Source organism: Pseudomonas marginalis (assembly GCF_001645105.1).
Lineage (GTDB): Bacteria > Pseudomonadota > Gammaproteobacteria > Pseudomonadales > Pseudomonadaceae > Aquipseudomonas > Aquipseudomonas petroselini.
On the sequence record NZ_LKEG01000054.1, the window covers coordinates 47,433 to 72,874 of the forward strand.

A 25,442-nucleotide genomic window follows, 5' to 3' on the forward strand; every position below is an offset into this window, starting at 1 on the left:
TTTGAGCCCCGAACCGAAGACTTCGGCATGGAAGCGGCGCGAACAGCTCCCTTCCTCCTGTCCCGAAGTTGTTATGCCAGGCCCAGGCCTGCTGTAAATGCTTCAGGACGGAACGGTGGGCACCGTGATGGTGCCCAAATAAATATAGAACGTGGAGACAACCCCCCATGCAAACCGACACAACTCGCGAGAACCCGCAGGGCTCCGTGCCGCAGGCCGCTGATTCGAACCTGGATCTGTCCGCCACCGCACCTGGCCAACTGCGCGTGATCAAGCGTAACGGGACTGTCGTTCCTTACACCGATGACAAGATCACCGTCGCCATCACCAAAGCGTTTCTTGCAGTTGAAGGCGGCACCGCTGCCGCTTCGTCGCGCATCCATGACACCGTTGCCCGCCTGACCGAACAAGTCACCGCGACCTTCAAGCGTCGCATGCCCTCGGGCGGCACTATCCACATCGAAGAAATCCAGGACCAGGTCGAACTGGCCCTGATGCGTGCCGGCGAGCAGAAAGTTGCCCGCGACTACGTGATCTACCGTGACTCGCGCGCCAAGGAACGTGCCGTGCGCACGCCAGCCGAAGAAGCCGCGGTACAGGCTCACCCGTCGATCCGCATCACCCTGGCCGACGGCACGTTTGCGCCGCTGGACCTGGGCCGCCTGAACACCATCATCACCGAGGCCTGCGAAGGCCTGGAAGAAGTCGATGGTGACCTGATCCAGCGCGAAACCCTGAAAAACCTGTACGACGGCGTGGCCCTGACCGACGTCAACACCGCGCTGGTGATGACCGCACGTACCCTGGTCGAGCGTGAGCCGAACTACTCGTTCGTGACCGCTCGCCTGCTGATGGACACCCTGCGTGCCGAAGGCCTGGGCTTCCTCGGCGTAGCCGACAGCGCCACCCACCACGAGATGGCTGACCTGTACGCCAAGGCCCTGCCGGCGTACATCGCCAAGGGTATCGAATTCGAATTGCTGAACCCGATCCTGGCCACCTTCGACCTGGAAAAACTCGGCAAGGCAATCAACCACGAGCGCGACCAGCAGTTCACTTACCTGGGCCTGCAAACCCTGTACGACCGTTACTTCATCCACAAGGACGGTATCCGCTTCGAACTGCCGCAAGTGTTCTTCATGCGCGTGGCCATGGGCCTGGCGATCGAAGAGAAGCACAAAGAAGACCGCGCCATCGAGTTCTACAACCTGCTGTCGTCCTTTGACTACATGTCGTCGACCCCGACCCTGTTCAACGCCGGCACCCTGCGTCCACAGCTGTCCAGCTGCTACCTGACCACCGTGCCGGATGACCTGTCGGGCATCTACCACGCGATCCACGACAACGCCATGCTGTCCAAATTTGCCGGTGGCCTGGGCAACGACTGGACGCCGGTGCGTGCGCTGGGTTCGTACATCAAGGGCACCAACGGCAAGTCCCAGGGCGTTGTACCGTTCCTGAAAGTCGTGAACGACACCGCCGTTGCGGTCAACCAGGGCGGCAAGCGCAAAGGCGCTGTCTGTGCCTACCTGGAAACCTGGCACATGGACATTGAAGAGTTCATCGAGCTGCGCAAGAACACCGGTGATGACCGTCGTCGTACCCACGACATGAACACCGCCAACTGGATCCCTGACCTGTTCATGAAGCGCGTCTTCGATGACGGCCCGTGGACCCTGTTCTCGCCTTCCGAAGTGCCGGACCTGCACGACCTGACCGGCAAGGCCTTCGAAGAACGCTACGAGTACTATGAAGCCCTGTCCCAGTACCCAGGCAAGATCAAGCTGTTCAAGACCATCCAGGCCAAAGACCTGTGGCGCAAAATGCTGTCCATGCTGTTTGAAACCGGCCACCCATGGCTGACCTTCAAAGACCCGTGCAACCTGCGCAGCCCGCAGCAGCACGTGGGCGTGGTCCACAGCTCGAACCTGTGCACCGAGATCACCTTGAACACCAACAAGGACGAGATCGCCGTTTGCAACCTGGGCTCGATCAACCTGCCGAACCACATCGTCAACGGCAAGCTGGACACCGCCAAGCTGGAACGCACCGTCAACACCGCCGTTCGCATGCTCGATAACGTGATCGACATCAACTACTACTCGGTGCCACAGGCGCAGAACTCCAACTTCAAGCACCGTCCGGTCGGCTTGGGCATCATGGGCTTCCAGGACGCGCTGTACCTGCAGCACATTCCTTACGGTTCGGACGCTGCGGTCGAGTTCGCCGACAAGTCCATGGAAGCGGTCAGCTACTACGCGATCCAGGCTTCCTGCGACCTGGCCGACGAGCGCGGTGCCTACGAGACGTTCCAGGGTTCACTGTGGTCCAAGGGCATCCTGCCGCTGGATTCGCAACAGATCCTGATCGAGCAACGTGGCCAGAAGTACATCGACGTTGACCTGAACGAATCCCTGGACTGGGCGCCGGTACGTGCCCGTGTACAAAAAGGTATTCGTAACTCCAACATCATGGCCATCGCGCCGACCGCGACCATCGCCAACATCACCGGCGTATCGCAGTCGATCGAACCGACCTATCAGAACCTGTATGTGAAATCGAACCTGTCGGGTGAATTCACCGTGATCAACCCGTACCTGGTTCGCGACCTGAAAGCCCGCGGCCTGTGGGACTCGGTCATGATCAACGACCTGAAGTACTACGACGGTTCCGTGCAGCAGATCGAGCGCATCCCGCAAGAGCTCAAAGAGCTCTACGCGACCGCTTTCGAAGTGGACACCAAGTGGATCGTTGACGCCGCCAGCCGTCGTCAGAAGTGGATCGACCAGGCCCAGTCGCTGAACCTGTACATCGCCGGCGCATCGGGCAAGAAGCTGGACGTGACCTACCGCATGGCTTGGTACCGTGGCCTGAAAACCACTTACTACCTCCGTGCCCTGGCCGCCACCAGCACCGAGAAGTCGACCATCAACACCGGTAAGTTGAACGCTGTTTCCAGCGGCAACCACGGTGACGATTCGGTACTCGCTGCTCCGGCCGGCCCGGCGCCAGTGCCAAAGGCCTGCGCGATTGACGAGCCGGATTGCGAAGCCTGCCAATAAGCTGAGTCGGTCTTGGGCTTGAACGCCCGGGATTGAAAAAACCCCTGATAAACCCTGGATGTATTGGGTTTACCGGGGGTTTTTCTTTTCCACTATATGAAAGCGTAAGCATTGCCCTGCTGAGGCCTGCCGCCTTTCTGGCCCCACAATTCAATGCGACCACCAATCACCGCCATTGAATGCCCGCCATAATCCACGACCCCTAGCTTACCGCTTGCGAGTTCAGAGCTGGATGACTGTCTGTAAAGCCCCTTCAAACCAAGCCGATCCAGCGCCTCCCAGCCCATTTCGCCATTGTTCAGGCTTTGCATCGCGTGGGCAAAACTACGCTTTGCATCATTAGGGTTGTCATCAACGCCATTACCCTCCATCTGTGCGCGCTTGGCACTCGCCGCATACATGAAGTTAGCGTCAGTCATCATGGCCGGATCATCACCTTGAAATTGCGCATAACTCGCTGCTTGCTTCAATTCAGCTTTTGACAAATGCAGATCAAACCCATCCCGCATCTTCACGTCATAACCATCGCCTGCCTGCTTTACGTCCTGAAAGACATCGGTAGGTTTCTGGCCAAACTTCATCATTGCCGACTTTATGGCTGAAACAGTGACACAGTTACCGTCCGGCCCCTGCTTGAAACCACTCCAGATATTGCCAGCTTCTCTGCCCATGCCGGGTTTTTTACCTGGGTTGCTAGGGTCAGGCTTGTAATCAAAGTGGCGCGCGCCCTCGGTAAAGGGCTTGTTGGTCATCGGCTCACTGCCGCCGAAATCGTTCGGATTAACCCTGACGCCGCCACCGCCACCACCACCGCCACCGGGTGATGGCGGAGACGGGGGCGGAGTAACGCCCTCATCCTCCTCAGGGAACAACTCTTTCAGCAATCGTTTGAGAAACTCAAGAAACTGCTGATCAGCGTCGTCGATCAGCTTCTTAAGGATCTCCTTGAATTTTTCATCACCCAGTTGCTCGCGCAGCTTGTTCAATTTATCCCGCGAGTCTTGAACCGTCTGCGTCTTGCCTGTTTGCTGCGCCTCAAACATTTCGTTGAGCAGCTTTTTGACCGCAGTTACCTCAGCAGTGGGCGTGACCGGTGTGGCATCCCCTCGCACGACACCCGGTAAAGGAACTGCCCGCCCAGCACCTGGCCCAAAAACGCCTGAACTCCACATATTCCGTTCCCCTTGATTGGTGAACCTCCTGGGCTCTGATCCGATCAGTGGCAAGACGGGTAATAGGCGTTCCTTACCGGGCAATTCAGCGCGTAACCCTAGGTGTCGCGGGCTATATTCCTACACGCAAAAAAAAGCCCCTCTTACGAGGGGCTTCTTGTAGAGCACTGATGCATCAGGTCATCTGAATGATGGTCTGCATGATGGTGCTCTGGGTGGAGATGGTCTTGGCGTTCGCCTGGTAGTTGCTCTGGGCCTTGATCAGGTCCACCAGCTCGTTGGTCAGGTTGACGTTGGAGTTTTCCAGGGAGTTGGCCACGATCGAACCCAGGGTACCGGCTTGCGGGGTGTCATAACCTGGCTGGCCCGAGGCGAAGGTCTCTCTCCAGGTGGTGCCGCCCGAAGGCTGCAAGCCTTGTTCGTTGTTGAAGCTGGCCAGGGAGATCTGGCCGATGGCCTTGCTCTGCTGGTTGCTGAACGTGGCGAACAATACGCCGCTGCCGTCGATTTTCAGGCCGGTGATCTGCCCGGTCGCGTAACCATCGGTGGTCGGCGGGTTGCGGTAGCTGGCCGAGTTGTACTGGGTGACGTTACCCAGGTTGACGGCAATATTCGGCGCTGTCGCGTTGTTTGGCGCCCAATTACCGTTGGTCACCGTACCCGGCACCCAACCCGTGAGCGTCAAGGTTGTGCCGACCACGCCTGTACCGGTGACACCCAGAAGCTTACCGGCACCGTCAAAGGTATAGGTCGCTGGCACGGGGGCGGTGGCGCCGGTGGTTGTAGGCTTAGTGCCATCCAGGTTACGGCCGTCGATCAACGTGTAGGCCTTCCACTCGTTGGGGTTCGACTTCACCATGTACTGCACCATTTCGTGGGAGTTACCCTGGGCGTCATACAAAGTGGTGCTGTTCTGGGTGGTGAAGGTGCTCGTGTCAGTAGGATCAAACAGCTTGGTAGTCTGGTCGATCACCGGCGACGACGAGTTCAGGTTACTGGTGGAATCCACCTTGGTGGACGCCTTGGGTGGCAGGTACGACAGGTTCAGTTGCAGGTCGGTCAAGCCGCCCTTGACGATGTTGCCGTCCGCGTCCGCGGCGTAGCCTTGCAAGCGCGAAGTGCCGGTATTGTTGGTGATATAGCCGTCTTTGTCGGCACGGAAGGCACCGCTGCGGGTGTACTCCAGCGAGCCGTCGCTGCCCTTCTGAACGAAGAAGCCACCGCCCTGGATCGCCATGTCCAGCACGCCGCCGCTGTTGTTGACGTCACCCTGGGTGAACTGCTGGGACACGGCCGCTAGGTTTACACCGTTGCCGATGCTGTTCTGGCCGGTGCCCAGTTTGGACGCGGCGTAGATGTCCGAGAATTCCGCGCGGGACGACTTGAAGCCAGTGGTCGCGACGTTGGCGATGTTGTTGCCGGTCACGTCCAGTTGTTTGTTGGCCGCATAGAGGCCGCTAAGGCCGATATTAAAAGACATGTTTCTCTCCCTCTGCCGTATTTAGCCGGCTCTATGTACCGATAGTCTGAATTTGCGACAGCTTGACGCTGCCCATGCCACCTGCAAGGTTCAGCAGCATCTCGCCGCCGGTCTTGCTCAAGGTCACGCTCGTTACCGTCGCAGGCAACGAAGTGGCCAGGGCGACAGCCTCGCCCTTGTCGTTCTTGGTAGTGGCATTGAAGGTGTAGGTGCCGGCAGGGGCGACCTCGCCATTTTCGTTCTTGCCATCCCAGATGAAGCTTTGGGTACCGGCGCTCTGGGCCCCCATGTCGAGGGTGCGCACCACAGTGCCATCTTTGTCGGTGATCTTGACGGAGACGTTGCCCACCGCCGAGGTCACCGCCACGGAACCGTTCATGCTCTTGCTGGTGTCGACCATGGCCTTGTCGGTCTGGATGATGATCGACCGCCCTACCAGCGACGACGCCTGCAGCGCTTGCGAGGAGCTGAAGTTGCTGGAGATGTTATTCACCGAATCGTTCAGGGTGTTGATGCCTTCCAGGCTACTGAACTGTGCAAGCTGGGCCACGAACGCGCCGTTGTCCTGGGGCGACAGCGGGTTCTGGTTTTTCAGCTGGGTCACGAGCAGTTGCAGGAACGCGTCCTTGCCCAGCGACTGGTTGCCCGTCGCCGACTTGGCGGCGTCGCCGACGCTGCTGTTGTCCGTTGCAGTCTTGACCTTGGAATTGAAAAGGTCCTGGACTGCCGTGTTGTTACTCGTATCAACGATGGCCATTATTTGGCGCCCCTTATCACTGACCCAGGGTCAGGACCTTTTGCATCATGGTTTTGGCGGTGTTCATCATTTCCGCATTGGTCTGGAACGAGCGGCTGGCGGAAATCATGTCCGCCATTTCCTCGACCACGTTGACGTTCGGGTAGTACACGTAGCCTTTTTCGTTGGCCGCCGGGTGGTTAGGCTCGTAGCGGGCCTCCAGATTGCTCTGGTCTTCAACCACACCGAGTACCTGCACGCCGGAGCCTGCGGCACCTTGGTCCTGGAACAGCGAGTCGCTGCCGCCACTCTGGCCACCCTGGAACATGGTGGCGAACACCGGGTGACGGGCGCGGTAGGTCTGGTCAATGCTCGAAGACACGGTCTCGGCGTTGGCGATGTTACTGGCGACGGTGTTCAAGCGCGTGGTCTGCGCGCTCATGCCACTGCCGGCAATATTGAAAACACTGGACAGGGACATGGCTTACTCTCCGCGCAGGGCTGACATCAGCCCTTTGAATTTGCTGTTAAGCAGGGTGAAGCTGGCTTGGAAGTTCACCGAATTCTCGGCGTAGGCCGATTGCTCCAGCTGCGCGTCGACGGTGTTCTGGTCGATCGACGGCTGCATCGGCGTGCGATACAGCAACGACTCGTCACCACTGCTCAGGCCTTGCGCTTCAATATGACGGCTGTTGGTCATGTTCAAGGCGAAGGTGCCGTTCTTGGTCTTGTCCTGCTGGGCGGCGAGCACGGCAGAGAAGTCCAGGTCCCGAGCCTTGTAGTTCGGGGTATCGGCGTTGGCAATGTTGTTGGCCAGGACTTCAGCACGCTGGGCGCGGAAGCCCAGGGCTTGTTCGTGGATACCGAGCGCTTTATCGAAGCTGATGCTCATGGCGGAAACCTTTAGGCTGACCTGCTTTTCGTTAACAGGGTTATAGCAAGGTGCATGCCAATCTGGTGGAGGCCCGTATATCAGGGGCTTGCGAGGCGGTTGCCGGCGACGATGCCAGAAAAGCGGCAAGCGATTTCCGCGTGGCGCCAGTAAAGCGGCAATGGAGAGTTGCCGCTCTCTTGAAATTTGCCGCAAAAAAAATGTGGGAGGGGGCTTGCTCCCGATGACGGTGTATCAGTGATAGCTATATCAACTGAACCACCGCCATCGGGGCAAACCCCCTCCCACATTGATCAAGTGAGACCGTCTTACTTGGCCTGGTAGATGATCCCAGGGCTGCACTGCACCATCTGGTAATGGTCCGGCAGGCCATTCAACGCTTCGGAAGCCCCGAGGAACAGATAGCCGCCGCGCTTGAGCGTGCCGTGAATGCGCAGCAGGATGTCTTTCTTCACTTCGGCCGAGAAGTAGATCAGCACGTTGCGGCAAAACACCATGTCGAACTTGCCCAGGCTCGCGTAGCTGTCGAGCAGGTTGAACGAGCGAAACTCCACGCGGCTCTTGATCGGCGCCTTGACCGCCCAACGCCCGGCCCCTTTGGAGTCAAAGTAACGTTGCAGGCGTTCCTGGGACAAACCACGGCCCAGGGCCAGGCTGTCGTACTCGCCGGTCTTACAGTTGGTGAGCATGGTGCCGGACAGGTCGGTGGCCACAATTTGCGCGCCCGCCTTTAACTGGCCCATGTTGGTTCGCTCGAACTCATCGATGGACATCGAAATCGAGTACGGTTCCTGCCCGGAGGAACAGGCAGCAGACCAGATGCGCAGACGCTGGCCCGGGCTGGCCTTGATAGCTTCCGGCAGCACTTTGCTCTTGAGCACTTCAAACGGATAGGTATCGCGAAACCAAAGGGTCTCGTTGGTGGTCATGGCATCGACCACCATCTCCTTGAGCCCACTGCGCGGCTGCCCCTGGATGCGCTGCACCAGCTCACCCAAAGACTTGATGCCCTGCTGCTCCATCATTTTGTTGAGACGGCTGGATACCAAGTACTGCTTGTTTTCACCGAGCAATATGCCACAGGCTTTTTCCAGGAAGACCCGGAACTGTTCAAAATCCAAATTACCCGTAGACACTGATACCGCCTCTTAAATCGTAAGACCGCCAGGGAAAAGGCCCCTAGCTATGATCTGCTGCCTTGATCCGGTCGACTACCCGGGATGCCAGGTCATCAGGACGGAATTTGGCCAGGAAGTCATCGGCACCGACTTTCTTGACCATCGCCTGGTTGAATACACCCGACAACGAAGTATGCAGGATGATATGCAATTTTTGCATGCGCGGATCGTTGCGTATCTCGGCCGTGAGGGTGTAGCCGTCCATTTCCGGCATCTCGATGTCAGAGATCATCATCAAGAACTCTTCCTCCGGCTTCTTGCCTTCATCCACCAGCTTGCGCAGGTAATCCAGCGCCTGGCGACCATCGTTGAGCGCCACCACTTCGACGCCGACGGTTTGCAGGCAACGGGTCACCTGTTTACGCGCCACCGAGGAATCGTCCACCGTCAGTACCCGCAGCGAAATAGCCTTGTGCGCGGTTTCGGCGTCCACCACACCGACGGAAATCGATTCGGACGTGGGCGCGACTTCGGCGAGGATCTTCTCCACGTCGATGATTTCCACCAACTGGTTATCGACCCGCGTCACCGCCGTGAGGTAGTGATCGCGACCGGTGCCCTTGGGCGGCGGATGGATCTCCTCCCAGTTCATGTTGACGATGCGCTCCACCGAGCGCACCAGGAAACCCTGGGTCTTGGTGTTGTATTCGGTAATGATCACGAACGGGTTCTCGCGGTCCTGCAACCCAGCAGAACCGGTGGCCAGGGCCAAATCAAGAATCGGAATCGTCGCGCCACGGATGTTAGCGACGCCACAGACCACAGGGCTGGACTTGGGCATGATGGTCAACTTGGGGCACTGCAGCACTTCCCGCACCTTGAACACATTGATGCCATACAGCTGCTTGCCATCCAGGCGAAAAAGCAACAACTCCAGGCGATTCTGCCCTACCAGCTGTGTGCGCTGGTTTACTGAATCCATTACTCCTGCCATGCCTTGACTCCTACGCTAAAACCTTTGGGGGTGCGATGCGCACCCAACACTAAACGGCACGAGCTTTGCTATTTATTGGTTTATGGATATTAAAACGACAGTTTCCCGACGCCCTGGTGCCCGACGATTGCGCAGATTGCTCTGCGCCGCGATGGCATTGCTTGCTGTTAGCCTGGGCACCACGGCCCGTGCCGATAACGTCACATTGCCTGATCTACTTATCGGCGTCACTCAAGGCTTTCTTGAGTTCACTGTAGAAGATTATCTGGCAACCACTCAGACGCCGGGGCGTTATGAAATCCAAGTCAACCAGTTGGACCCGCGTTTACGCATGCCAATGTGCGACAAGGAATTGACAGCCACGCTGGAAAGCCCCGCCCAACCCATCGGCCGCGTGACGGTGAAGGTGCGTTGCGACGGCGCCTCGCCCTGGACGGTGTTCGTGCCGGCACAGGTCAAACTGTTCCGCGATGTGGTGGTGGTTGCCCGGCCAATGAAACGCACCGGCATCATTGGTTTCGAAGATGTGGTACTGCGCGAACGCGACATCAGCATGATCAGCCAGGGCTACCTGACCTCCCTCGACCAAGCGGTCGGACAGAAATTAACCCGACCAGTGGTAACAGACCAAGTCATCACCCTGGTGCATCTTGAACAGGCAGAGGTGATTCGCAAGGGCGATCAGGTGGTGATTTCCGCCAGCAGTGGCGGGCTGAACGTAAAAATGCCGGGGGAGGCACTGTCCAACGGTGGCATGAGTGAACAAATACGGGTCAAGAACCTCAACTCCAACCGTGTCATCAAGGCGCGAGTGACGGCCCCCGGGCAAGTCGAGGTTGCTTTATAGAGTGCTGGCAGAGGACGCTGGGTTTTTCTACACTGTGCACGAGATATTCCGTGCGCAGATTTATTGTCATTCGCGCCTAAAGTTCGTCCGGGTATTGCCGAAAACATGGCAAGCGTCCAAATACCCAGAGGTTTTTTGATCATGGTCATCGATTTCAGCCGTTTAAATAACACCCCGACAACGTCAGGCACTACGCGTACCACCGGTACCAAGGAAAACGTAGAAGCCAAGGCCCAGCCACTGCCCGCCAAGGCAGAACAGGCCGCCGTCAGCCAAAGCGGGGAATCCGTACACCTGAGCAATGAGGCTCAACAGTTGCAGAAGGTCACTGACTCGCTGCGCGATCAACCGGTGGTCAATAAAGCCCGTGTGGCCGAATTGAAACAGGCAATCGCCGATGGCAGCTATAAAGTCGACAGCAACCGTGTAGCCAGCAAGCTGCTTAATTTCGAAGCCGAGCGCTAGGCAAAGGCCTGCGCCGGGCTTTTGGACGCTTAAAACCCAAGGCCAGCCATGCATCACGACGAAAATCTGCTTCAACTGATCATTGATGATCTAGCGCCGACGCAGCAGCTGCTCGAGCTACTCAGGGAAGAATCCCTGGCCCTCTACGGCCGCGACATGCCGCTGCTCGAAGAAATTCTGGCGCGCAAGCAATCGCTGATTGTCCTGCTGGAACAGCATGGCAAAAAACGCAGCCAGATCCTCGTCAGCCTTGGCCTGCCCGCAGACCATGACGGCCTGGCGCAGCTGGCCAGCCACTCTTCGGTCGGCGATCAATTACTGGCCCAGAGCAAAGAACTCAATCAATTGCTCGCCCAGTGCCAGGAAGCCAACCTGCTCAACGGTCAGTCGATCCAGCTTCAACAAGCTACGACCGCCAACCAGTTGCGTATACTTCACGGCGGAGAGCCTCCAGCGCTTTACAACGCTCAAGGTTCCACCTCGCGCCTGGTCAAGCCAAGCACTCGCAGCCAAGCCTGACGCCGGTTTACAGCGCGGCTATCCAAGACGCGCCACATACTGGCAGAATGCCTGCTCTTGCGTGTAGTCGTATTTTGTCTGGAGATGGAAGAACCGTGTTCAACGCCCTTAATGCGGAAGATGCTCCGCAGCCACCCAAGGTCCTCACCACCCCTCTGGAAATCGCCAGCACCTTGCGGATGCTGCAAGAAAGCCATGACCCGCTGATCATCACCTTCCACGAACGCAGCCAGCGCTTCCAGAGCTACCTGGTCGACGTCAACCGCGACGGCGGCTCCGTGGCCCTGGATGAGATGATCCCCCGCGATGGCGAACGCCACCTCGAAAATGGCGAACCCTTCCGCATTGAAGGCTTCCACGACGGTGTGCGCATTGCGTGGGAAAGCAACGGCAGCCTGAGCATCAGCGAAAAGGACGGCCACCGCATCTACACCGGCAGCCTGCCCGCCGAAGTGGTTTACCATCAGCGCCGCAATGCGTTCCGCGCCGCCTTGAAGCTGGCGCAACTGGTCAACATCGAACTGGGTGGAGAGAAGCTCAAGGCCCCGGTCAACGGTAAGCTGCTGGATATTTCCGCGACGGGCTGCAAATTGCGCTTTGAAGGAGATATCTCCGAGCGCCTGCAGCTGGGCCAGGTGTATGACCGTTTCATCGCCGCCCTGCCCTTTGGCAGCATGACAACCTCAGTCGAACTGCGTTACCTGCACTTCGAAGAGAAGATCAACACCACCTTCGCCGGCGTGCGCTTCCACAATATGAGTGGCTTGGTGCAGCGCCAGGTCGAGCGCTTTGTTTACCAACTGCAACGCGAAGCACGGCGTTTCGACAAAGACGACGATTTTTAAACCTTAAAAGATCGCTGTAAAAAAAACGGGCAGATCCTGATGGACCTGCCCGTTTTTACGTTCAGGGGCGCGCCCTGCTCAAGTCGTGAGGGTGTTCGTCAGGGCCCGCAGGCTCAGGCGGCCCTTCAAAGAGCGGCTCGTCCGCCTGCGCATCGGGATCCGTCTCCGGTTCAGGTTCCGGGGCAGCGTTTTGCATTTGCTCCTGCACTACCTGCTCATCGACACGCGGATCCAGGGCGGCGACCAGCGGTGAGCTGGACATACTGTCGGGCATCGCCACGTGATGCAGGGGCGCGTCTTCCACCTGATGCAAATTGGTGACGGCTTTCGGCCGGATACGCCACACCAGGATCAACGCACACAGGCTGAAAAACGCATACAGCATGTGGCTGCCGAACATCTTCATCACCACACCGGCCAGCAACGGCCCAATGCTGGCGCCTACGCCGTACGTGACCAGCAGCATCGCCGTGAGGGATACCCGGCGATCCCCTTCCACATGGTCGTTGGAGAACGCCACTGCCAGCGGGTACAGGCAGAACTGCACCAGCGAACACAAGAAACCTGCCACAAACAGAACTTCCAGCGGCACCTTGGTCATTATTGCCAACGGCAACGCCGCCACCGCCAGGCACAGAGCAAAACAACGAATCAGCAGCGCGCGATCATAGCGGTCCGACAACCACCCCAACGGCCACTGCACCAGCAGGCCGGCAAAAATGCAGCTACCCATGAACAGGCCCACCTGCTCGGTGGTCAAGCCTTGTTGAGAGGCATAGAGCGGCGCCAGACCGTAGAACGAGCCCACGATCAACCCCGCCCCCAGCACGGTGCTCAACGACTGCGGCACGCGCTTGATAAAGAAGCGCGGCTCCATCGGCGCCGGGTGCAGGGCCGCCGGGTGAATACGCCGAGTCATGGCCACCGGCACCAGGCACAGGGCAAAACACAGGGCAACCAGCATCAACAGCTCAAGGCCGAGCTGAGGGTGCATGACCAGGATCAACTGGCCGAGTACCAGGCCCAGGTAAGACGCAATCATATAGCCGCTGAACACCACGCCGCGTTGCTTGGCGTCCGCCTGCTCGTTGAGCCAGCTTTCGATGACCATGTACTGGCACATCATGCCCAGGCCCACGATCATCCGCAGCACGATCCAGGCCGGCAGCCAGTCGATCAGGCCGTGGCCCAGCACGGCCGCACCGACAATACCGGCACAGGTGGCATAGGCCCGGATATGCCCGACCCGGGCAATCAGGCGGTGCCCGATCTTGCCGCCCAGCACCAGGCCAAAATAGTTGGCCGCCATCAGCGCACCCACCCACAGGCTGTCGACATGGTCGGCCGCCAGGCGCAGGGCCAGGTAAGTACTGAGCAGGCCGGAGCCGATCAGCATCATCAAGGAGGCGAAATAAAGGGCTCGAAAAGATTTCCAGATTTGGCGCATCGGCGTTCCGAGCGGCTCCTTGCAGTGAGAGACAGGGCTATCGGCATGATAGTCCGGGGTGGCCGGGTCCGGACAGGCGGCAGGCGCTGTTTCCGGAGATTAATTTGCTTACAGACTCAGACGCTGTCCGGCCGCTTGCGGGATACACGGATTGTGATAAATACACCGTGCACGTGCTGTGAACCCTGGACTGCAGCAAGGTTCGACTGAATCGTTGGAAAACGCGCACAAAAAAGCCCTGCCAGAATGTTCTGTGCAGGGCTTTGAACCTGGTGTCCCAGGGCCGGTTCGAACGGCCAACCTTCCCCTTAGGAGGGGGATGCTCTATCCAATTGAGCTACTGGGACAAATGACCGACGTCGAGCCAAAGACGCGGCGACGGACGGCGTGCATGTTAACGGCCGAGGTGGGTTTTGTCATGTCGTCCGTAGGCTTTTCGAGTGTAGGCCAACCCACACCCGATTGATTGCGGCCTGCCCCCGCAAACACGGGCACTTGCCACCATCGTGCAAAATGCACTCCCCCAAAATGCCATCATTGCAAATTGCAACCTTTCCGGTATTTGAAGTAGACTCAAACCATTGATTTTATTGAATTAATAGTTTGGCACGGCACCTGCAATACTTCTCCTACAAACCCAACAAGCCACGGCGTTAAGCGGAGAACATAACCATGAACAGTGCCCTTCTGTTAGCCCTCAACACCGTCGCCTTGGCCGCGTTGGTCACGTTCCATTTCCAATCGACTGGCAGCCATGACCCGGCGCAGATCAGCCAGGCCGTGCCGCATCATCTGCAACAGCGCCCACAGCTGGCGGTGATGACGCCGAACGCACAGTCGCCCGTCCGCCTGACTCAAGGCACCCAGGTGGCGCCTGCATCTGAACACTGGGTTTTCTGAGGAGGCCACCGATGACCAAATTTGCCTGGCTGTTTCTGTGCCTAACCGCCTTCACCGGTATGCTTGGACTGGGCGCTGAGTCACAAGACGGCCAAACCACGGCGTTCATCGCCAGTGCCGTGTTTGCCAGCCTGCTGCTGCTCACTCTCATTGTGGGTCGTCGGATCAAATTCGACCCGGTCCTGCGCTGATCCCCCTCCCGCCTTACCTTATGTCGCCTCATCCTCGCTAATCGGCAAATTGCCACTAGTCTTAAACCTAAGGGCAAAAGGCCACTTTGCGATAGCATGTGCGGCCTCAAACCCTGTGGTGGCCTGGACTTACGGGAAGTTCCCCTGCGCGATTGCGTATGCAAAAGTTTTCCAACCAGTCCGCAAAAATGCAAATGAGTGCTGGCATAAAGCCTCTAGGCAGTTCAATATTTGTCACAGAATTGACGCCAAGGAACTGGCAAATCTGAGGCATGATGCGGCCTCTTTGCAATTCAGGTTGAACTTTGGTCGTGAGCCTTGTCTTAACACTCATCTTGCGGCCAATTCCAAAAACCGCTCCCCTGAACTAACCGGTTAAATATATGCGCCCATTGAAACAGGCAATTTATTCCAGCCGTACGGCTGACAAGTTCGTCGTACGTCTGCCAGACGGAATGCGGGAACGCATTGCCGAGGTGGCTCGCAATCATCACCGCAGCATGAACTCCGAGATCATCGCTCGCCTGGAACAAAGCCTCATTCAGGAAGGTGCGCTGGGCGACGAGTTGAGCATGCGCATGGACAGCCCTGAGCTGTCGCTGCACGAACGCGAACTGCTGCAGCGTTTTCGTCAGCTCTCCCACCGTCAGCAAAATGCTCTCGTCTCGCTTATCGCGCACGACGTTGAGGCGGCCGCAGAAGCCAATTGATTTGCAACTGAAAGCCGAAGCCAGCCATGTGCTGGCTTTTTTTTGCCTGGGATTTGGCGGAAATCCCTAGAAGCCGAGCTTCTTTAGCGAGCAAGCTTGCTTGCTCTGGAGCGCGAAGCACCTGCCAGGGATACGACTGCTGCGCAGCCGAGCGGGAGCAAGCTCCCTCGCCACAAAAAGCCAGCGCCCAGAGGGGAGCCGGCATGCGATGAAAAATCAGAGCAGAAAGATCGTTGCCAGGCCCAGGAAGATGAAGAAGCCACCACTGTCGGTCATGGCCGTGATCATCACGCTGGCCCCCATGGCAGGGTCACGCCCAAGGCGGGCGAGGGTCATGGGGATCAGCACCCCCATCAGCGCAGCGAGCAGCAGGTTGAGCGTCATGGCAGCGGTCATCACCACGCCAAGGGACCAACTGCCATATAGCAAGTAGGCGACCACGCCGATCACTCCACCCCACACCAGGCCGTTTATCAGGCCCACCGCCAACTCTTTGCGCAGCAGGCGCGACGAGTTGGCGGTACTCACCTGATCGAGCGCCATCGCACGCACAATCATGGTAATGGTCTGGTTGCCGGAGTTACCGCCGATCCCGGCAACGATCGGCATCAATGCCGCCAGCGCCACCAGCTTCTCGATTGAACCCTCGAACAGCCCGATCACGCGCGACGCGATAAAGGCGGTAATCAGGTTGACCGCCAGCCAGGCCCAGCGGTTATGCAACGAACGCCAGACCGAGGCAAAAATATCTTCCTCTTCACGCAAACCGGCCATGTTGAGGACTTCGGTCTCACTTTCCTCACGAATCAGGTCGACGATTTCATCGATGGTCAAACGACCGATCAACTTGCCGTTCTTGTCGACCACCGGCGCCGAGATCAAGTCATAACGTTCGAACGCCTGAGCGGCATCGTAGGCATCTTCATCCGGGTGGAAACTGACCGTGTCACTGGCCATCAGATCCGCCACTCTTTTGTCCGGATCATTGACCAGCAGACGCTTGATCGGCAGCACACCCTTGAGAATGCCTTCGTAATCGACCACGAACAATTTGTCGGTGTGGCCAGGCAATTCCTTGAGGCGGCGCAGGTAACGCAGGACCACTTCCAGGCTGACGTCTTCGCGGATGGTGACCATCTCGAAGTCCATCAGGGCACCGACCTGATCCTCATCGTAAGACAGCGCCGAACGCACACGCTCGCGCTGCTGAGTGTCCAGCGCTTCCATGAGTTCATGGACAACATCACGAGGCAGTTCAGGGGCCAGGTCAGCCAACTCGTCGGCGTCCATCTCCTTGGCTGCCGCCAGAAGCTCGTGATCGTCCATGTCGGCGATCAGGGTTTCACGAACCGAGTCGGATACTTCGAGCAGGATATCGCCGTCGCGGTCGGCCTTGACCAACTGCCAGAGGGTCAGTCGATCATCCAGCGGCAAGGCTTCGAGAATATAGGCGACGTCGGCGGAGTGCAGGTCGTCGAGCTTGCGCTGCAACTCGACGAGGTTTTGCCGGTGAACCAGGTTTTCGACTAGGTTGTTATTCGGGCCATCCTGGCGGTGCGTCAGGTCTTCGACCACGCGCTGGCGCTGCAGCAGCTCGATGACTTGAGCCAGACGATCCTGCAGGCTTTCTTGTGTTTTCTTTACTTCTACTTCGGTCATAGGCGAGCTCCACTCCCAGCAGCGGGGCACGCCGGAAGGATCAATCAGTCAATTCATGATTGGTAAAACGGGGTACTGAGTCACTACTGGGTAAGTCCATGGAGGTATTCCACAAGCCCCGGCGGGGCTGACGGGCGCAATGATACACCGCCCGGCCACTTTAAACGTTAAAAAACTGGAAAGAACAAGCGCTTGCGAGCCAAAGTTGAGTATTGGCTGCATCTATGAACTGCGACGTCGCAGCAAGAAAGGAAAACACAGGGGAGCAGGAGAAAAAGATGAAATCCTGCACAAACCCCAGACGGCAAAAAGCCCGCACTTGGCGGGCTTTTTGTTTGTATGGTGCACTCGACAGGATTCGAACCTGTGACCGCTCGGTTCGTAGCCGAGTACTCTATCCAGCTGAGCTACGAGTGCAGATTGTGTTTTTATACCAGATCACAACTGGTTGTAACCGAATCACCTGCATGACTGCAACTGACTCTTAAATGGTGCACTCGACAGGATTCGAACCTGTGACCGCTCGGTTCGTAGCCGAGTACTCTATCCAGCTGAGCTACGAGTGCATTTGTTGCCGCGCATTATAGGCCGTTCAATCTCTATGTAAAGCTATTTTTTCGAGTAATTTCAAGCACTTACCGAAAAAACCAGATTGCAACGTACTAAGCAAATAATGGCGGAGAACGGGGGATTCGAACCCCCGACACCCTTTTGAGGTGTACTCCCTTAGCAGGGGAGCGCCTTCGGCCACTCGGCCAGCTCTCCGCAACACGGGGCGTATATTAACCACGTTCATCCCCGTTTGCAAACATAAAAAACGATAAAAATTAAAGGCTTGGTTCTTCGTCCTTCTCTTTCTTGATCCGCAGGTAGATTTCCTCGCGGTGCACCGCTACCTCTTTCGGAGCGTTAACCCCGATACGTACTTGATTGCCTTTGACGCCGAGCACGGTCACGGTGATTTCGCCATCACCGATAATCAGGCTTTCTGCGCAACGACGAGTCAGAATCAGCATACCTTTCTCCTCACGCATTTCAGTTCAGGAACAACAGTCTGCAAAAAAAAGGCCTTCGACCTACAACCAAAAGGCCATAGTCCTACCGCCTAAGTATTGTCGAGCGCGCGCAAAAGAACATGCGCCCTACAAAAAAAGAAAGGCGCGGTAAACCGCGCCTTCCTGGCACTGCATCACTCGCCCTGTCGGGCCGGAGCGTCCAGCTCAAAAGCGGTGTGCAAAGCACGCACAGCCAGCTCCAGGTATTTCTCTTCGATCACCACCGAGACTTTGATTTCCGAGGTGGAAATCATCTGGATGTTGATGCTTTCCTTGGCCAGCGCCTCGAACATGCGGCTGGCAACGCCAGCATGGGAACGCATGCCCACACCCACGATCGACACTTTGGCAATCTTGGTATCGCCGACCACTTCACGGGCGCCGATTTCCTTCGCCGTGTTCTGCAGGATCCGCTCCGCCGCATCGTACTCGTTGCGGTGCACCGTGAAGGTGAAATCGGTGGTGTTATCGTGCGAAACGTTCTGCACGATCATGTCGACTTCGATGTTCGCGCCGCTGATAGGGCCCAGGATCTTGAAGGCCACGCCCGGGGTGTCTGGCACGCCACGGATAGTCAGCTTGGCTTCATCACGGTTGAAAGCGATACCGGAAATGATCGGCTGTTCCATGGATTCCTCTTCATCAATAGTAATGAGGGTGCCCGGACCCTCTTTGAAGCTGTGCAATACGCGCAGCGGAACGTTGTACTTGCCGGCGAACTCCACCGCACGGATCTGCAACACCTTGGAACCTAGGCTGGCCATTTCCAGCATCTCTTCAAAGGTGATCTTGTCCAGGCGCTGGGCCACGGACACCACACGCGGGTCGGTGGTGTAGACGCCATCCACATCGGTGTAGATCTGGCATTCATCGGCCTTGAGCGCCGCGGCCAGTGCCACGCCGGTGGTGTCCGAACCGCCACGCCCGAGGGTGGTGATGTTGCCCTGCTCATCCACACCCTGGAAGCCTGCTACAACTACCACGCGCCCGGCTTTCAGGTCAGTACGGATTTTCTGATCATCGATCTGCAGGATACGCGCCTTGGTATGCGCGCTGTCGGTAAGGATACGCACCTGGCTGCCAGTGTAGGACACCGCCGGCACACCACGCTTATTCAGCGCCATGGCCAGCAAGGCGATGGTCACCTGCTCGCCGGTGGACACGATCACATCCAGCTCACGCGGGAGCGGCTGTTGGTCGCCACTGATTGCCTTGGCCAGATCGATCAGGCGATTGGTCTCGCCGCTCATGGCCGACAGCACCACCACCAGGTCGTCGCCGGCATCGCGGAATTTCTTAACCTTGTCGGCCACCTGCTCGATTCTTTCGACGGAACCGACCGAGGTGCCTCCAAATTTCTGTACGATCAAAGCCATTTCTAAGCCGCCTCAGCCCGTAAAGGGGCGCCTAATATCCAATCAACCAGCACCGAGCAGCCCGTGACTAGACCACGGGCCGGTTAACAGTGCCTTAAATACCTGCTTCGACAAACGGCACGGTCAGGGCCAGGGCCGCGTCCAGGGCACCAGCGTCTACACCACCGCCTTGCGCCATGTCCGGACGACCACCGCCCTTCCCGCCCACTGCCGCGGCGGCTTGCTTCATCAAATCACCGGCCTTGAGTTGGCCAGTCAGGTCCTTGGTTACACCGGCAACCAGAACGACCTTATCCTCATGGACACTGCCGAGCAGGATCACTGCGCGGCCGAGCTTGTTCTTCAACTGATCGACCAGGGCCAACAACGCCTTGCCGTCCTGACCATCCAGGCGCGCAGCCAGGACTTTGACATCCTTGACGTCCACGGCCGAAGCCGACAGATCGTCACCTGCAGCGCTGGCCGCCTTGGCTTGCAACTGCTCCAGCTGTTTCTCCAGGGCGCGGTTGCGCTCCAGCACAGCGGACAGCTTGTCGATCAGGTTGTCGCGGCTGCCCTTGACCAGGCTGGCCGCTTCCTTGAGTTGCTCTTCAGCTGCATTGAGGTAGGCCAGGGCCGCAGCACCGGTCACCGCCTCAATACGACGCACACCGGACGCGACGCCACCTTCGCTGATGATTTTCAGCAGGGCAATGTCGCCGGTACGGTTGGCGTGAATACCACCACACAGCTCCACCGAGAAGTCGCCACCCATGCTCAGTACGCGAACATTGTCGCCGTACTTCTCGCCGAACAACGCCATGGCACCCTTGGCCTTGGCGGTCTCGATGTCGGTCTCTTCGGTTTCTACCGCAGTGTTCCTGCGAATCTCAGCGTTGACGATGTCTTCCAGGGCCTTGATCTGCTCAGGCTTGATCGCTTCAAAATGGCTGAAGTCAAAGCGCAGGCGCTGGCTGTCCACCAACGAACCTTTCTGCTGGACGTGCTCGCCCAGGACCTGGCGCAGTGCGGCGTGCAACAAGTGCGTGGCAGAGTGGTTCAGCGCCGTTGCATGGCGTACGTCGGCATCGACCTGGGTGTCCACCGGCGCACCGACCGTCAAGTTGCCCAACACCAAAACACCGTGATGCAGGAACGCACCGCCGGTCTTGGTGGTGTCGCGCACCTCAAAACGACCGGACGTCGAGCTCAGGAAACCGCAGTCGCCAATCTGGCCACCGGATTCGGCATAGAACGGCGTCTGGTCCAGGACCACAACCGCCTCGTCGCCTTCACTCAACACGTCGACCGATTTACCGTCTTTATAGAGGGCAACGATCTTGGCCGCGCCAACGGTAGCCTTGTAACCGGTGAACTCGGTGGGCACGTCGACCTTGACCAGGGTGTTGTAGTCCAGGCCAAAGGAACTGGCGGAACGCGCACGCACACGCTGGGCTTCCATCTCACGTTCAAAACCGGCCTCATCGATGGTCAACTCGCGTTCACGGGCGATGTCGGCGGTGAGGTCCATCGGGAACCCGTAGGTGTCATACAGCTTGAACACGACATCGCCCGGCACAACGGTGCCTTTGAGCTCAGCCAAGTCCTGTTCCAGAATCTTCAAGCCGTGCTCCAAGGTCTTGGAGAACTGCTCCTCCTCAGCCTTGAGCACGCGCTCGATGTTGCCTTGCTGCTGCTTGAGTTCCGGGAAGGCTTCGCCCATCTCGGCAACCAGCGCGGCCACGATTTTGTAGAAGAAGCTGCCAGTGGCGCCCAGCTTGTTACCGTGGCGGCAGGCGCGACGGATGATACGACGCAGCACGTAGCCACGGCCTTCGTTGGACGGCAGTACACCGTCGGCAATCAGGAAGCCGCAGGAACGGATGTGGTCCGACACCACCTTGAGCGAAGACTGGCTTTCATTGGCACAGCCAATGGCCGCGGCCGAAGCGCTCAACAGGTTGGTGAACAGGTCGATTTCGTAGTTGGAATGAACGTGCTGCATCACCGCACTGATCCGCTCCAGGCCCATGCCGGTATCCACCGACGGCGCCGGCAGCGGATGCAACACGCCATCGGCGGTGCGGTTGAACTGCATGAACACGTTGTTCCAGATCTCGATGTAACGGTCGCCGTCTTCTTCCGGCGACCCCGGTGGGCCACCCCAGATGTCGGCGCCGTGATCGTAGAAAATCTCGGTGCAGGGGCCGCATGGGCCGGTATCACCCATGGTCCAGAAGTTATCGGAGGCGTAAGGCGCGCCCTTGTTGTCGCCGATGCGAATCATGCGCTCGACCGGCACCCCGATTTGCTGGGTCCAGATGTCGTAGGCTTCGTCATCGGTGGCATAGACGGTGACCCAGAGTTTTTCCTTGGGCAGCTTCAACACGCCGGTCAGGAAGGTCCAGGCGAACGTAATCGCATCTTTCTTGAAATAGTCACCGAAGCTGAAGTTACCCAGCATTTCGAAGAAGGTGTGGTGGCGGGCGGTGTAGCCGACGTTTTCCAGGTCACTGTTCTTGCCGCCGGCCCGCACGCACTTCTGGCTGCTGGTGGCACGGGTGTAGGCGCGCTTTTCCTGGCCCAGGAAGCAGTCCTTGAACTGGTTCATCCCCGCGTTAGTGAACAGCAGGGTAGGGTCATTGCCTGGGATCAAGGAGCTGGAGGCGACACGGGTGTGACCTTGCTCTTCGAAGAAGCGAAGGAAGGCTTCACGGATTTCTGCGCTTTTCATTAGGTTCTTCCACGGAGTCTGCGGCCAAAGGCCAGTGCGCAACATCATCAGACGAAGCGACGGCAAAGGGCCGCATTATATCGGCCCTTTGCCGGTGGTACAGCGTGTTTATGCGATAGAGAGGTTCAATTAGACGGTCTGCACGCTCATTTTGGCGAAAACTCGACAAATGCCTGCAGCACGCGCTCCATCTGGGCGCGGCTGACATCCATATGCGTGACCATGCGCAGCCGCGGCGCAACGCTCAGCTTGATCCCGCGCTCGGCGGCAAAGGCCTTCAGGGCATCGGCCCGGTCGCCGATCTGCACGTAGACCATATTGGTCTGCACCGGCTCCACGCTGTACCCGGCCTCGCGCAGCGCATCCCCCAGCCACAGGGCATTGGCGTGGTCATCGGCCAGGCGCTGTACCTGGTGATCCAGGGCATACAGCCCCGCCGCCGCCAGGGAGCCGGCCTGGCGCATACCGCCACCGACCATCTTGCGCAGGCGCCGGGCCTTGGCGATCAGCGCCGTGGAGCCGCACAGCACCGAGCCGATCGGCGCGCCGAGGCCTTTGGACAGGCACACCGACACCGAGTCAAAGTGCTGGGCAATCGCGCGCGCATCCACCCCCAGCTTGACCGCTGCGTTGTAGAGCCGCGCGCCGTCCAAGTGCAGCGCCAGGCCATGTTCACGGGTGAACGCGCGGGCGTTCGCCAGGTACTCCAGCGGCAACACCTTGCCTTGCATGGTGTTTTCCAACGCCAGCAGGCGGGTGCGGGCGAAGTGGAAATCGTCCGGCTTGATCGCAGCCAGCACCTGGTCCAGGTCCAGTGAGCCGTCCGCCTGCACGTCCAAGGGCTGGGGCTGGATCGAACCGAGCACCGCCGCCCCGCCCCCTTCGTATTTGTAGGTGTGCGCTTGTTGGCCGACGATGTATTCCTCGCCGCGCTCACAATGCGCCATCAACGCCAGCAGGTTGCTCATGGTGCCGGTGGGCACGAACAACGCCGCGGCAAACCCCAGGCGCTTGGCCAGTTCGGCTTCCAGGCGGTTGACGCTGGGGTCTTCGCCGTAGACGTCATCACCGCTGGCGGCAGTGGCCATCGCATCGAGCATGCCAGGGGTGGGTTGGGTCACGGTGTCGCTGCGCAGGTCAATCACGGACATGAATCAAGCCTCTGACGATTTGAATAAGTGCCTTATAAGCATGATTACTGCGGGCAAAGCCTCGGAATATCAAGCCCCCGCTGCATTGAATCGAATACCAACCAAACAAACCGATATAGCTTATCGATACGGCGGTCGTGCAGTTTTCGAAAAACCGTGTTAAAAACTCTCCGCCGCCAGGGTTCTGGCGGCAACGTTCTCAGGGCGGGGTGCAATTCCCCACCGGCGGTAATTGCACGCAATGTGCATAGCCCGCGAGCGCTTGGCGCCTCGAACTGCTCACGCGGTACGGCGACAAGGTCAGCAGACCCGGTGTGATCCCGGGGCCGACGGTCATAGTCCGGATGAAGAGAGAACGGGATTGGCACCTAAGGGCCGCGCACCCCGTGTGCTTGCGTACCCTTAAATCCCATTCGATTCATAACGCCCTGTTTTTTTCTTAAACAGGAGTCAGAACATGCAACCCACCGCTATCGACAGCAAAAGCAAAAACCATCACGGCGAGCGCGTCGCGTTTATCCAGGCCTGCTGGCACAAGGATATTGTCGACCAATCGCGTAAAGGCTTCCTCGCCGAAATGATCGCCCAGGGCTACCAGGAATCGGACATCGATTTCTTCGAAGTCGGCGGCGCCTTTGAAATGCCCCTGCACGCCAAGCTGCTGGCCAAGACCGGCCGTTACGCCGGCATCGTTGCCGCCGCGCTGGTGGTGGACGGTGGCATCTACCGCCACGAATTCGTCGCCCAATCGGTAGTCAGCGGCCTGATGCAGGTGCAGCTGGAAACCGAAGTGCCAGTGTTCTCGGTGTCGCTGACCCCGCACCACTTCCACGCCGGCAGCGAGCACACCACGTTCTTCTACGAGCACTTCGTGCACAAGGGCCAGGAAGCTGCGCGTACCTGCGCCGACACCCTGCACAAGGTCCGCGCGATTCGCCGTAGCGAGCCACGCGCGGTAGCGGTCTAAGCAGCACTGCAAAGCAAAATGTGGGAGGGGGCTTGCCCCCGATGGCGGTGGGTCAGAATCACATACGGTGACTGACACATCCTCATCGGGGGCAAGCCCCCTCCCACATTTGGATCTGACCAGGCCTTGAGCTTCAGCCCAGGACAGCGTCCGTCGTCGGCACAATCAATATCCCTGCCCGCAAACCATTCTTCACCTTCGGGTTAGGGAAGATGATGCGTGCACCCTCCTCCTCGATCACCCAGCGCGTCTTGGCCACATCTTCGGCCAGCAGATAACCCTTTTCCAAATCCGAAAAGTTTTCCACGTCAGCCGGCAAATGCAGCAGGAACGCATCACTGTGCTTGATGACTTCGCGCGACACGGCGAACAGTTTCAACCCTTCCAAGCTGTCAGTCTCAGGTTCGGTGCCTTCGATGATCTGCTTGAGGCGCAGCTCCAGGCGGGAAACATTCACGCCCTGGTTCTGCCCAAACGGCCGCGCCTTACCCAACTCCAGGGTGAAAGCCTCGGCCTCCAACTGTTCATAGGTAAACGCGGTGAAGGTAATCGAGGTCTTGTTCTGCAGCAGCACCGCTTGCATGCCAGCAGCGTTCAGGCGCGCCAGTTGGTGACGTGAATGCTGGCGACCTTCTTTCCACGGGTACAAGGCGAACTGCTCGATCTTCGAGCCACGAATGGCCGTGTGCAGGTCGTAATGCAGGCGCGAACGGCCCGGCAGGCTGAAGAAACTGCGAGCCAGTTGCTCCAGCTCGGCGGCGCGCATGGCTTCGGGGCCGATGTTTTTTTCATGCCGACCGTTGAACAGCCGGTTGACGTCCAGCTCGAGGTAGCGCTCGCCGCGGCGCATGGCCTCGGTGTTGCCGAACAGGAACAGCACACGGGAGCGTGGTTTGATCTCCCCACGGGCGATGCCATGCAACAGGCGGTCGAGCAGTTCGATCGGCGCTGTCTCATTGCCATGGATGCCGGACGACAGCAGCAGGTCGCTGCCGTTGTCGCGGGCCTCAGGTGGGCGCACTTCAAGCGCGCCCTCACTGAGCCAGCGCATCTGCACGCCGTCGACAGTCAGTTGAATTTTTTGCGCCGGTTCGCGACCGGCGAGGGTCAGTTCAAGCAGTTTGCCGAGGGCGAGCATAAGCA

Annotated in this window: 23 protein-coding genes, 4 tRNA genes and 1 riboswitch; of the genes, 9 read left to right on the forward strand and 18 right to left on the reverse strand. The window is 58.5% G+C overall.

Features of this window, described 5'->3' with window-relative positions; genetic code table 11:
* Window positions 1-167 precede the first annotated feature (167 nt).
* On the forward strand, window positions 168-3,062 hold the full coding sequence (locus tag AO064_RS26355) for a ribonucleoside-diphosphate reductase subunit alpha (protein WP_015885452.1): 2,895 nt from the start codon (window positions 168-170) through the stop codon (window positions 3,060-3,062).
* Between the two features lie 92 nt (window positions 3,063-3,154).
* Here the strand turns inward: AO064_RS26355 and AO064_RS26360 are convergent, their stop codons facing one another.
* The 7 genes from AO064_RS26360 to AO064_RS26390 form a co-directional block, all read right to left on the reverse strand.
* Window positions 3,155-4,105 carry a hypothetical protein gene (locus AO064_RS26360; RefSeq protein ID WP_064055102.1) on the reverse strand — a complete coding sequence of 317 codons (951 nt, stop codon included), beginning with the start codon at window positions 4,103-4,105 and terminating at the stop codon, window positions 3,155-3,157.
* A 304-nt stretch (window positions 4,106-4,409) separates the two neighbouring features.
* On the reverse strand, window positions 4,410-5,714 hold the full coding sequence (gene flgE / locus AO064_RS26365; protein WP_064055090.1) for a flagellar hook protein FlgE: 1,305 nt from the start codon (window positions 5,712-5,714) through the stop codon (window positions 4,410-4,412).
* Between the two features lie 31 nt (window positions 5,715-5,745).
* The gene (gene flgD / locus AO064_RS26370; protein WP_015885455.1) at window positions 5,746-6,471 is read right to left on the reverse strand and encodes a flagellar hook assembly protein FlgD; all 726 of its coding nucleotides are present in this window, start codon (window positions 6,469-6,471) and stop codon (window positions 5,746-5,748) included.
* 16 nt (window positions 6,472-6,487) lie between these two features.
* Window positions 6,488-6,931, reverse strand: coding sequence for a flagellar basal body rod protein FlgC (flgC, locus tag AO064_RS26375; RefSeq protein ID WP_015885456.1), 444 nt, complete (start codon window positions 6,929-6,931; stop codon window positions 6,488-6,490).
* A gap of 3 nt (window positions 6,932-6,934) precedes the next feature.
* Window positions 6,935-7,342, reverse strand: a complete 408-nt coding sequence (flgB, locus tag AO064_RS26380; protein WP_003175633.1) for a flagellar basal body rod protein FlgB — start codon at window positions 7,340-7,342, stop codon at window positions 6,935-6,937.
* A gap of 308 nt (window positions 7,343-7,650) precedes the next feature.
* Window positions 7,651-8,478, reverse strand: coding sequence for a protein-glutamate O-methyltransferase CheR (gene cheR, locus AO064_RS26385; RefSeq protein ID WP_064055091.1), 828 nt, complete (start codon window positions 8,476-8,478; stop codon window positions 7,651-7,653).
* Window positions 8,479-8,521: 43 nt separating this feature from the next.
* A complete protein-coding gene (locus AO064_RS26390; RefSeq protein WP_015885458.1) occupies window positions 8,522-9,454 on the reverse strand; it encodes a chemotaxis protein CheV in 933 nt (310 codons plus the stop codon).
* Between the two features lie 82 nt (window positions 9,455-9,536).
* Here AO064_RS26390 and flgA point away from each other — a divergent pair, with 82 nt between their 5' ends.
* The 4 genes from flgA to AO064_RS26410 all read left to right on the forward strand — a co-directional run bounded on the left by flgA (window position 9,537) and on the right by AO064_RS26410 (window position 12,130).
* The gene (gene flgA, locus AO064_RS26395; RefSeq protein ID WP_046035644.1) at window positions 9,537-10,301 is read left to right on the forward strand and encodes a flagellar basal body P-ring formation chaperone FlgA; all 765 of its coding nucleotides are present in this window, start codon (window positions 9,537-9,539) and stop codon (window positions 10,299-10,301) included.
* A 141-nt stretch (window positions 10,302-10,442) separates the two neighbouring features.
* The gene (flgM, locus tag AO064_RS26400) at window positions 10,443-10,766 is read left to right on the forward strand and encodes a flagellar biosynthesis anti-sigma factor FlgM (protein WP_015885460.1); all 324 of its coding nucleotides are present in this window, start codon (window positions 10,443-10,445) and stop codon (window positions 10,764-10,766) included.
* A gap of 48 nt (window positions 10,767-10,814) precedes the next feature.
* A complete protein-coding gene (locus AO064_RS26405) occupies window positions 10,815-11,285 on the forward strand; it encodes a flagella synthesis protein FlgN (RefSeq protein WP_015885461.1) in 471 nt (156 codons plus the stop codon).
* 95 nt (window positions 11,286-11,380) lie between these two features.
* Window positions 11,381-12,130: a flagellar brake protein gene (locus AO064_RS26410; RefSeq protein WP_064055092.1), complete on the forward strand. Its 750-nt coding sequence runs from the start codon at window positions 11,381-11,383 to the stop codon at window positions 12,128-12,130.
* Window positions 12,131-12,191: 61 nt separating this feature from the next.
* Here AO064_RS26410 and AO064_RS26415 read toward each other — a convergent pair whose 3' ends face one another.
* The gene (locus AO064_RS26415) at window positions 12,192-13,577 is read right to left on the reverse strand and encodes an MFS transporter (RefSeq protein ID WP_064055093.1); all 1,386 of its coding nucleotides are present in this window, start codon (window positions 13,575-13,577) and stop codon (window positions 12,192-12,194) included.
* A gap of 270 nt (window positions 13,578-13,847) precedes the next feature.
* A tRNA-Arg gene (locus AO064_RS26420) sits at window positions 13,848-13,924 on the reverse strand.
* 325 nt (window positions 13,925-14,249) lie between these two features.
* Here AO064_RS26420 and AO064_RS26425 point away from each other — a divergent pair.
* From AO064_RS26425 to AO064_RS26435, 3 genes are all read left to right on the forward strand, one after another.
* The gene (locus tag AO064_RS26425) at window positions 14,250-14,477 is read left to right on the forward strand and encodes a hypothetical protein (protein ID WP_064055094.1); all 228 of its coding nucleotides are present in this window, start codon (window positions 14,250-14,252) and stop codon (window positions 14,475-14,477) included.
* 11 nt (window positions 14,478-14,488) lie between these two features.
* On the forward strand, window positions 14,489-14,668 hold the full coding sequence (locus tag AO064_RS26430; RefSeq protein ID WP_015885465.1) for a PA3371 family protein: 180 nt from the start codon (window positions 14,489-14,491) through the stop codon (window positions 14,666-14,668).
* A gap of 383 nt (window positions 14,669-15,051) precedes the next feature.
* Window positions 15,052-15,378 carry an Arc family DNA-binding protein gene (locus AO064_RS26435; RefSeq protein WP_015885466.1) on the forward strand — a complete coding sequence of 109 codons (327 nt, stop codon included), beginning with the start codon at window positions 15,052-15,054 and terminating at the stop codon, window positions 15,376-15,378.
* A gap of 216 nt (window positions 15,379-15,594) precedes the next feature.
* Here the strand turns inward: AO064_RS26435 and mgtE are convergent, their stop codons facing one another.
* From mgtE to ltaE, 8 genes are all read right to left on the reverse strand, one after another.
* Window positions 15,595-17,037 (reverse strand): magnesium transporter, encoded by a 1,443-nt coding sequence (gene mgtE, locus AO064_RS26440; RefSeq protein ID WP_015885467.1) that lies wholly within the window; start codon window positions 17,035-17,037, stop codon window positions 15,595-15,597.
* 340 nt (window positions 17,038-17,377) lie between these two features.
* Window positions 17,378-17,454 (reverse strand) — tRNA-Arg (locus AO064_RS26445).
* Window positions 17,455-17,526: 72 nt separating this feature from the next.
* Window positions 17,527-17,603, reverse strand: a tRNA-Arg gene (locus AO064_RS26450).
* Between the two features lie 108 nt (window positions 17,604-17,711).
* Window positions 17,712-17,802 (reverse strand) — tRNA-Ser (locus AO064_RS26455).
* Window positions 17,803-17,864: 62 nt separating this feature from the next.
* Window positions 17,865-18,053 carry a carbon storage regulator CsrA gene (gene csrA / locus AO064_RS26460; RefSeq protein ID WP_003175645.1) on the reverse strand — a complete coding sequence of 63 codons (189 nt, stop codon included), beginning with the start codon at window positions 18,051-18,053 and terminating at the stop codon, window positions 17,865-17,867.
* A 173-nt stretch (window positions 18,054-18,226) separates the two neighbouring features.
* Window positions 18,227-19,468, reverse strand: a complete 1,242-nt coding sequence (locus AO064_RS26465) for an aspartate kinase (protein ID WP_010208327.1) — start codon at window positions 19,466-19,468, stop codon at window positions 18,227-18,229.
* 94 nt (window positions 19,469-19,562) lie between these two features.
* Entirely contained in the window at window positions 19,563-22,181 is a 2,619-nt protein-coding gene (gene alaS / locus AO064_RS26470; protein WP_064055095.1) for an alanine--tRNA ligase, read from the reverse strand.
* Window positions 22,182-22,327: 146 nt separating this feature from the next.
* Entirely contained in the window at window positions 22,328-23,332 is a 1,005-nt protein-coding gene (ltaE, locus tag AO064_RS26475; RefSeq protein ID WP_015885469.1) for a low-specificity L-threonine aldolase, read from the reverse strand.
* 191 nt (window positions 23,333-23,523) lie between these two features.
* A riboswitch (FMN riboswitch) is annotated at window positions 23,524-23,693 on the forward strand.
* Between the two features lie 96 nt (window positions 23,694-23,789).
* Here ltaE and AO064_RS26480 point away from each other — a divergent pair.
* On the forward strand, window positions 23,790-24,299 hold the full coding sequence (locus AO064_RS26480; protein ID WP_003193604.1) for a 6,7-dimethyl-8-ribityllumazine synthase: 510 nt from the start codon (window positions 23,790-23,792) through the stop codon (window positions 24,297-24,299).
* Window positions 24,300-24,432: 133 nt separating this feature from the next.
* Here the strand turns inward: AO064_RS26480 and astE are convergent, their stop codons facing one another.
* Window positions 24,433-25,437 carry a succinylglutamate desuccinylase gene (astE, locus tag AO064_RS26485; RefSeq protein ID WP_064055096.1) on the reverse strand — a complete coding sequence of 335 codons (1,005 nt, stop codon included), beginning with the start codon at window positions 25,435-25,437 and terminating at the stop codon, window positions 24,433-24,435.
* Window positions 25,438-25,442 lie beyond the last annotated feature (5 nt).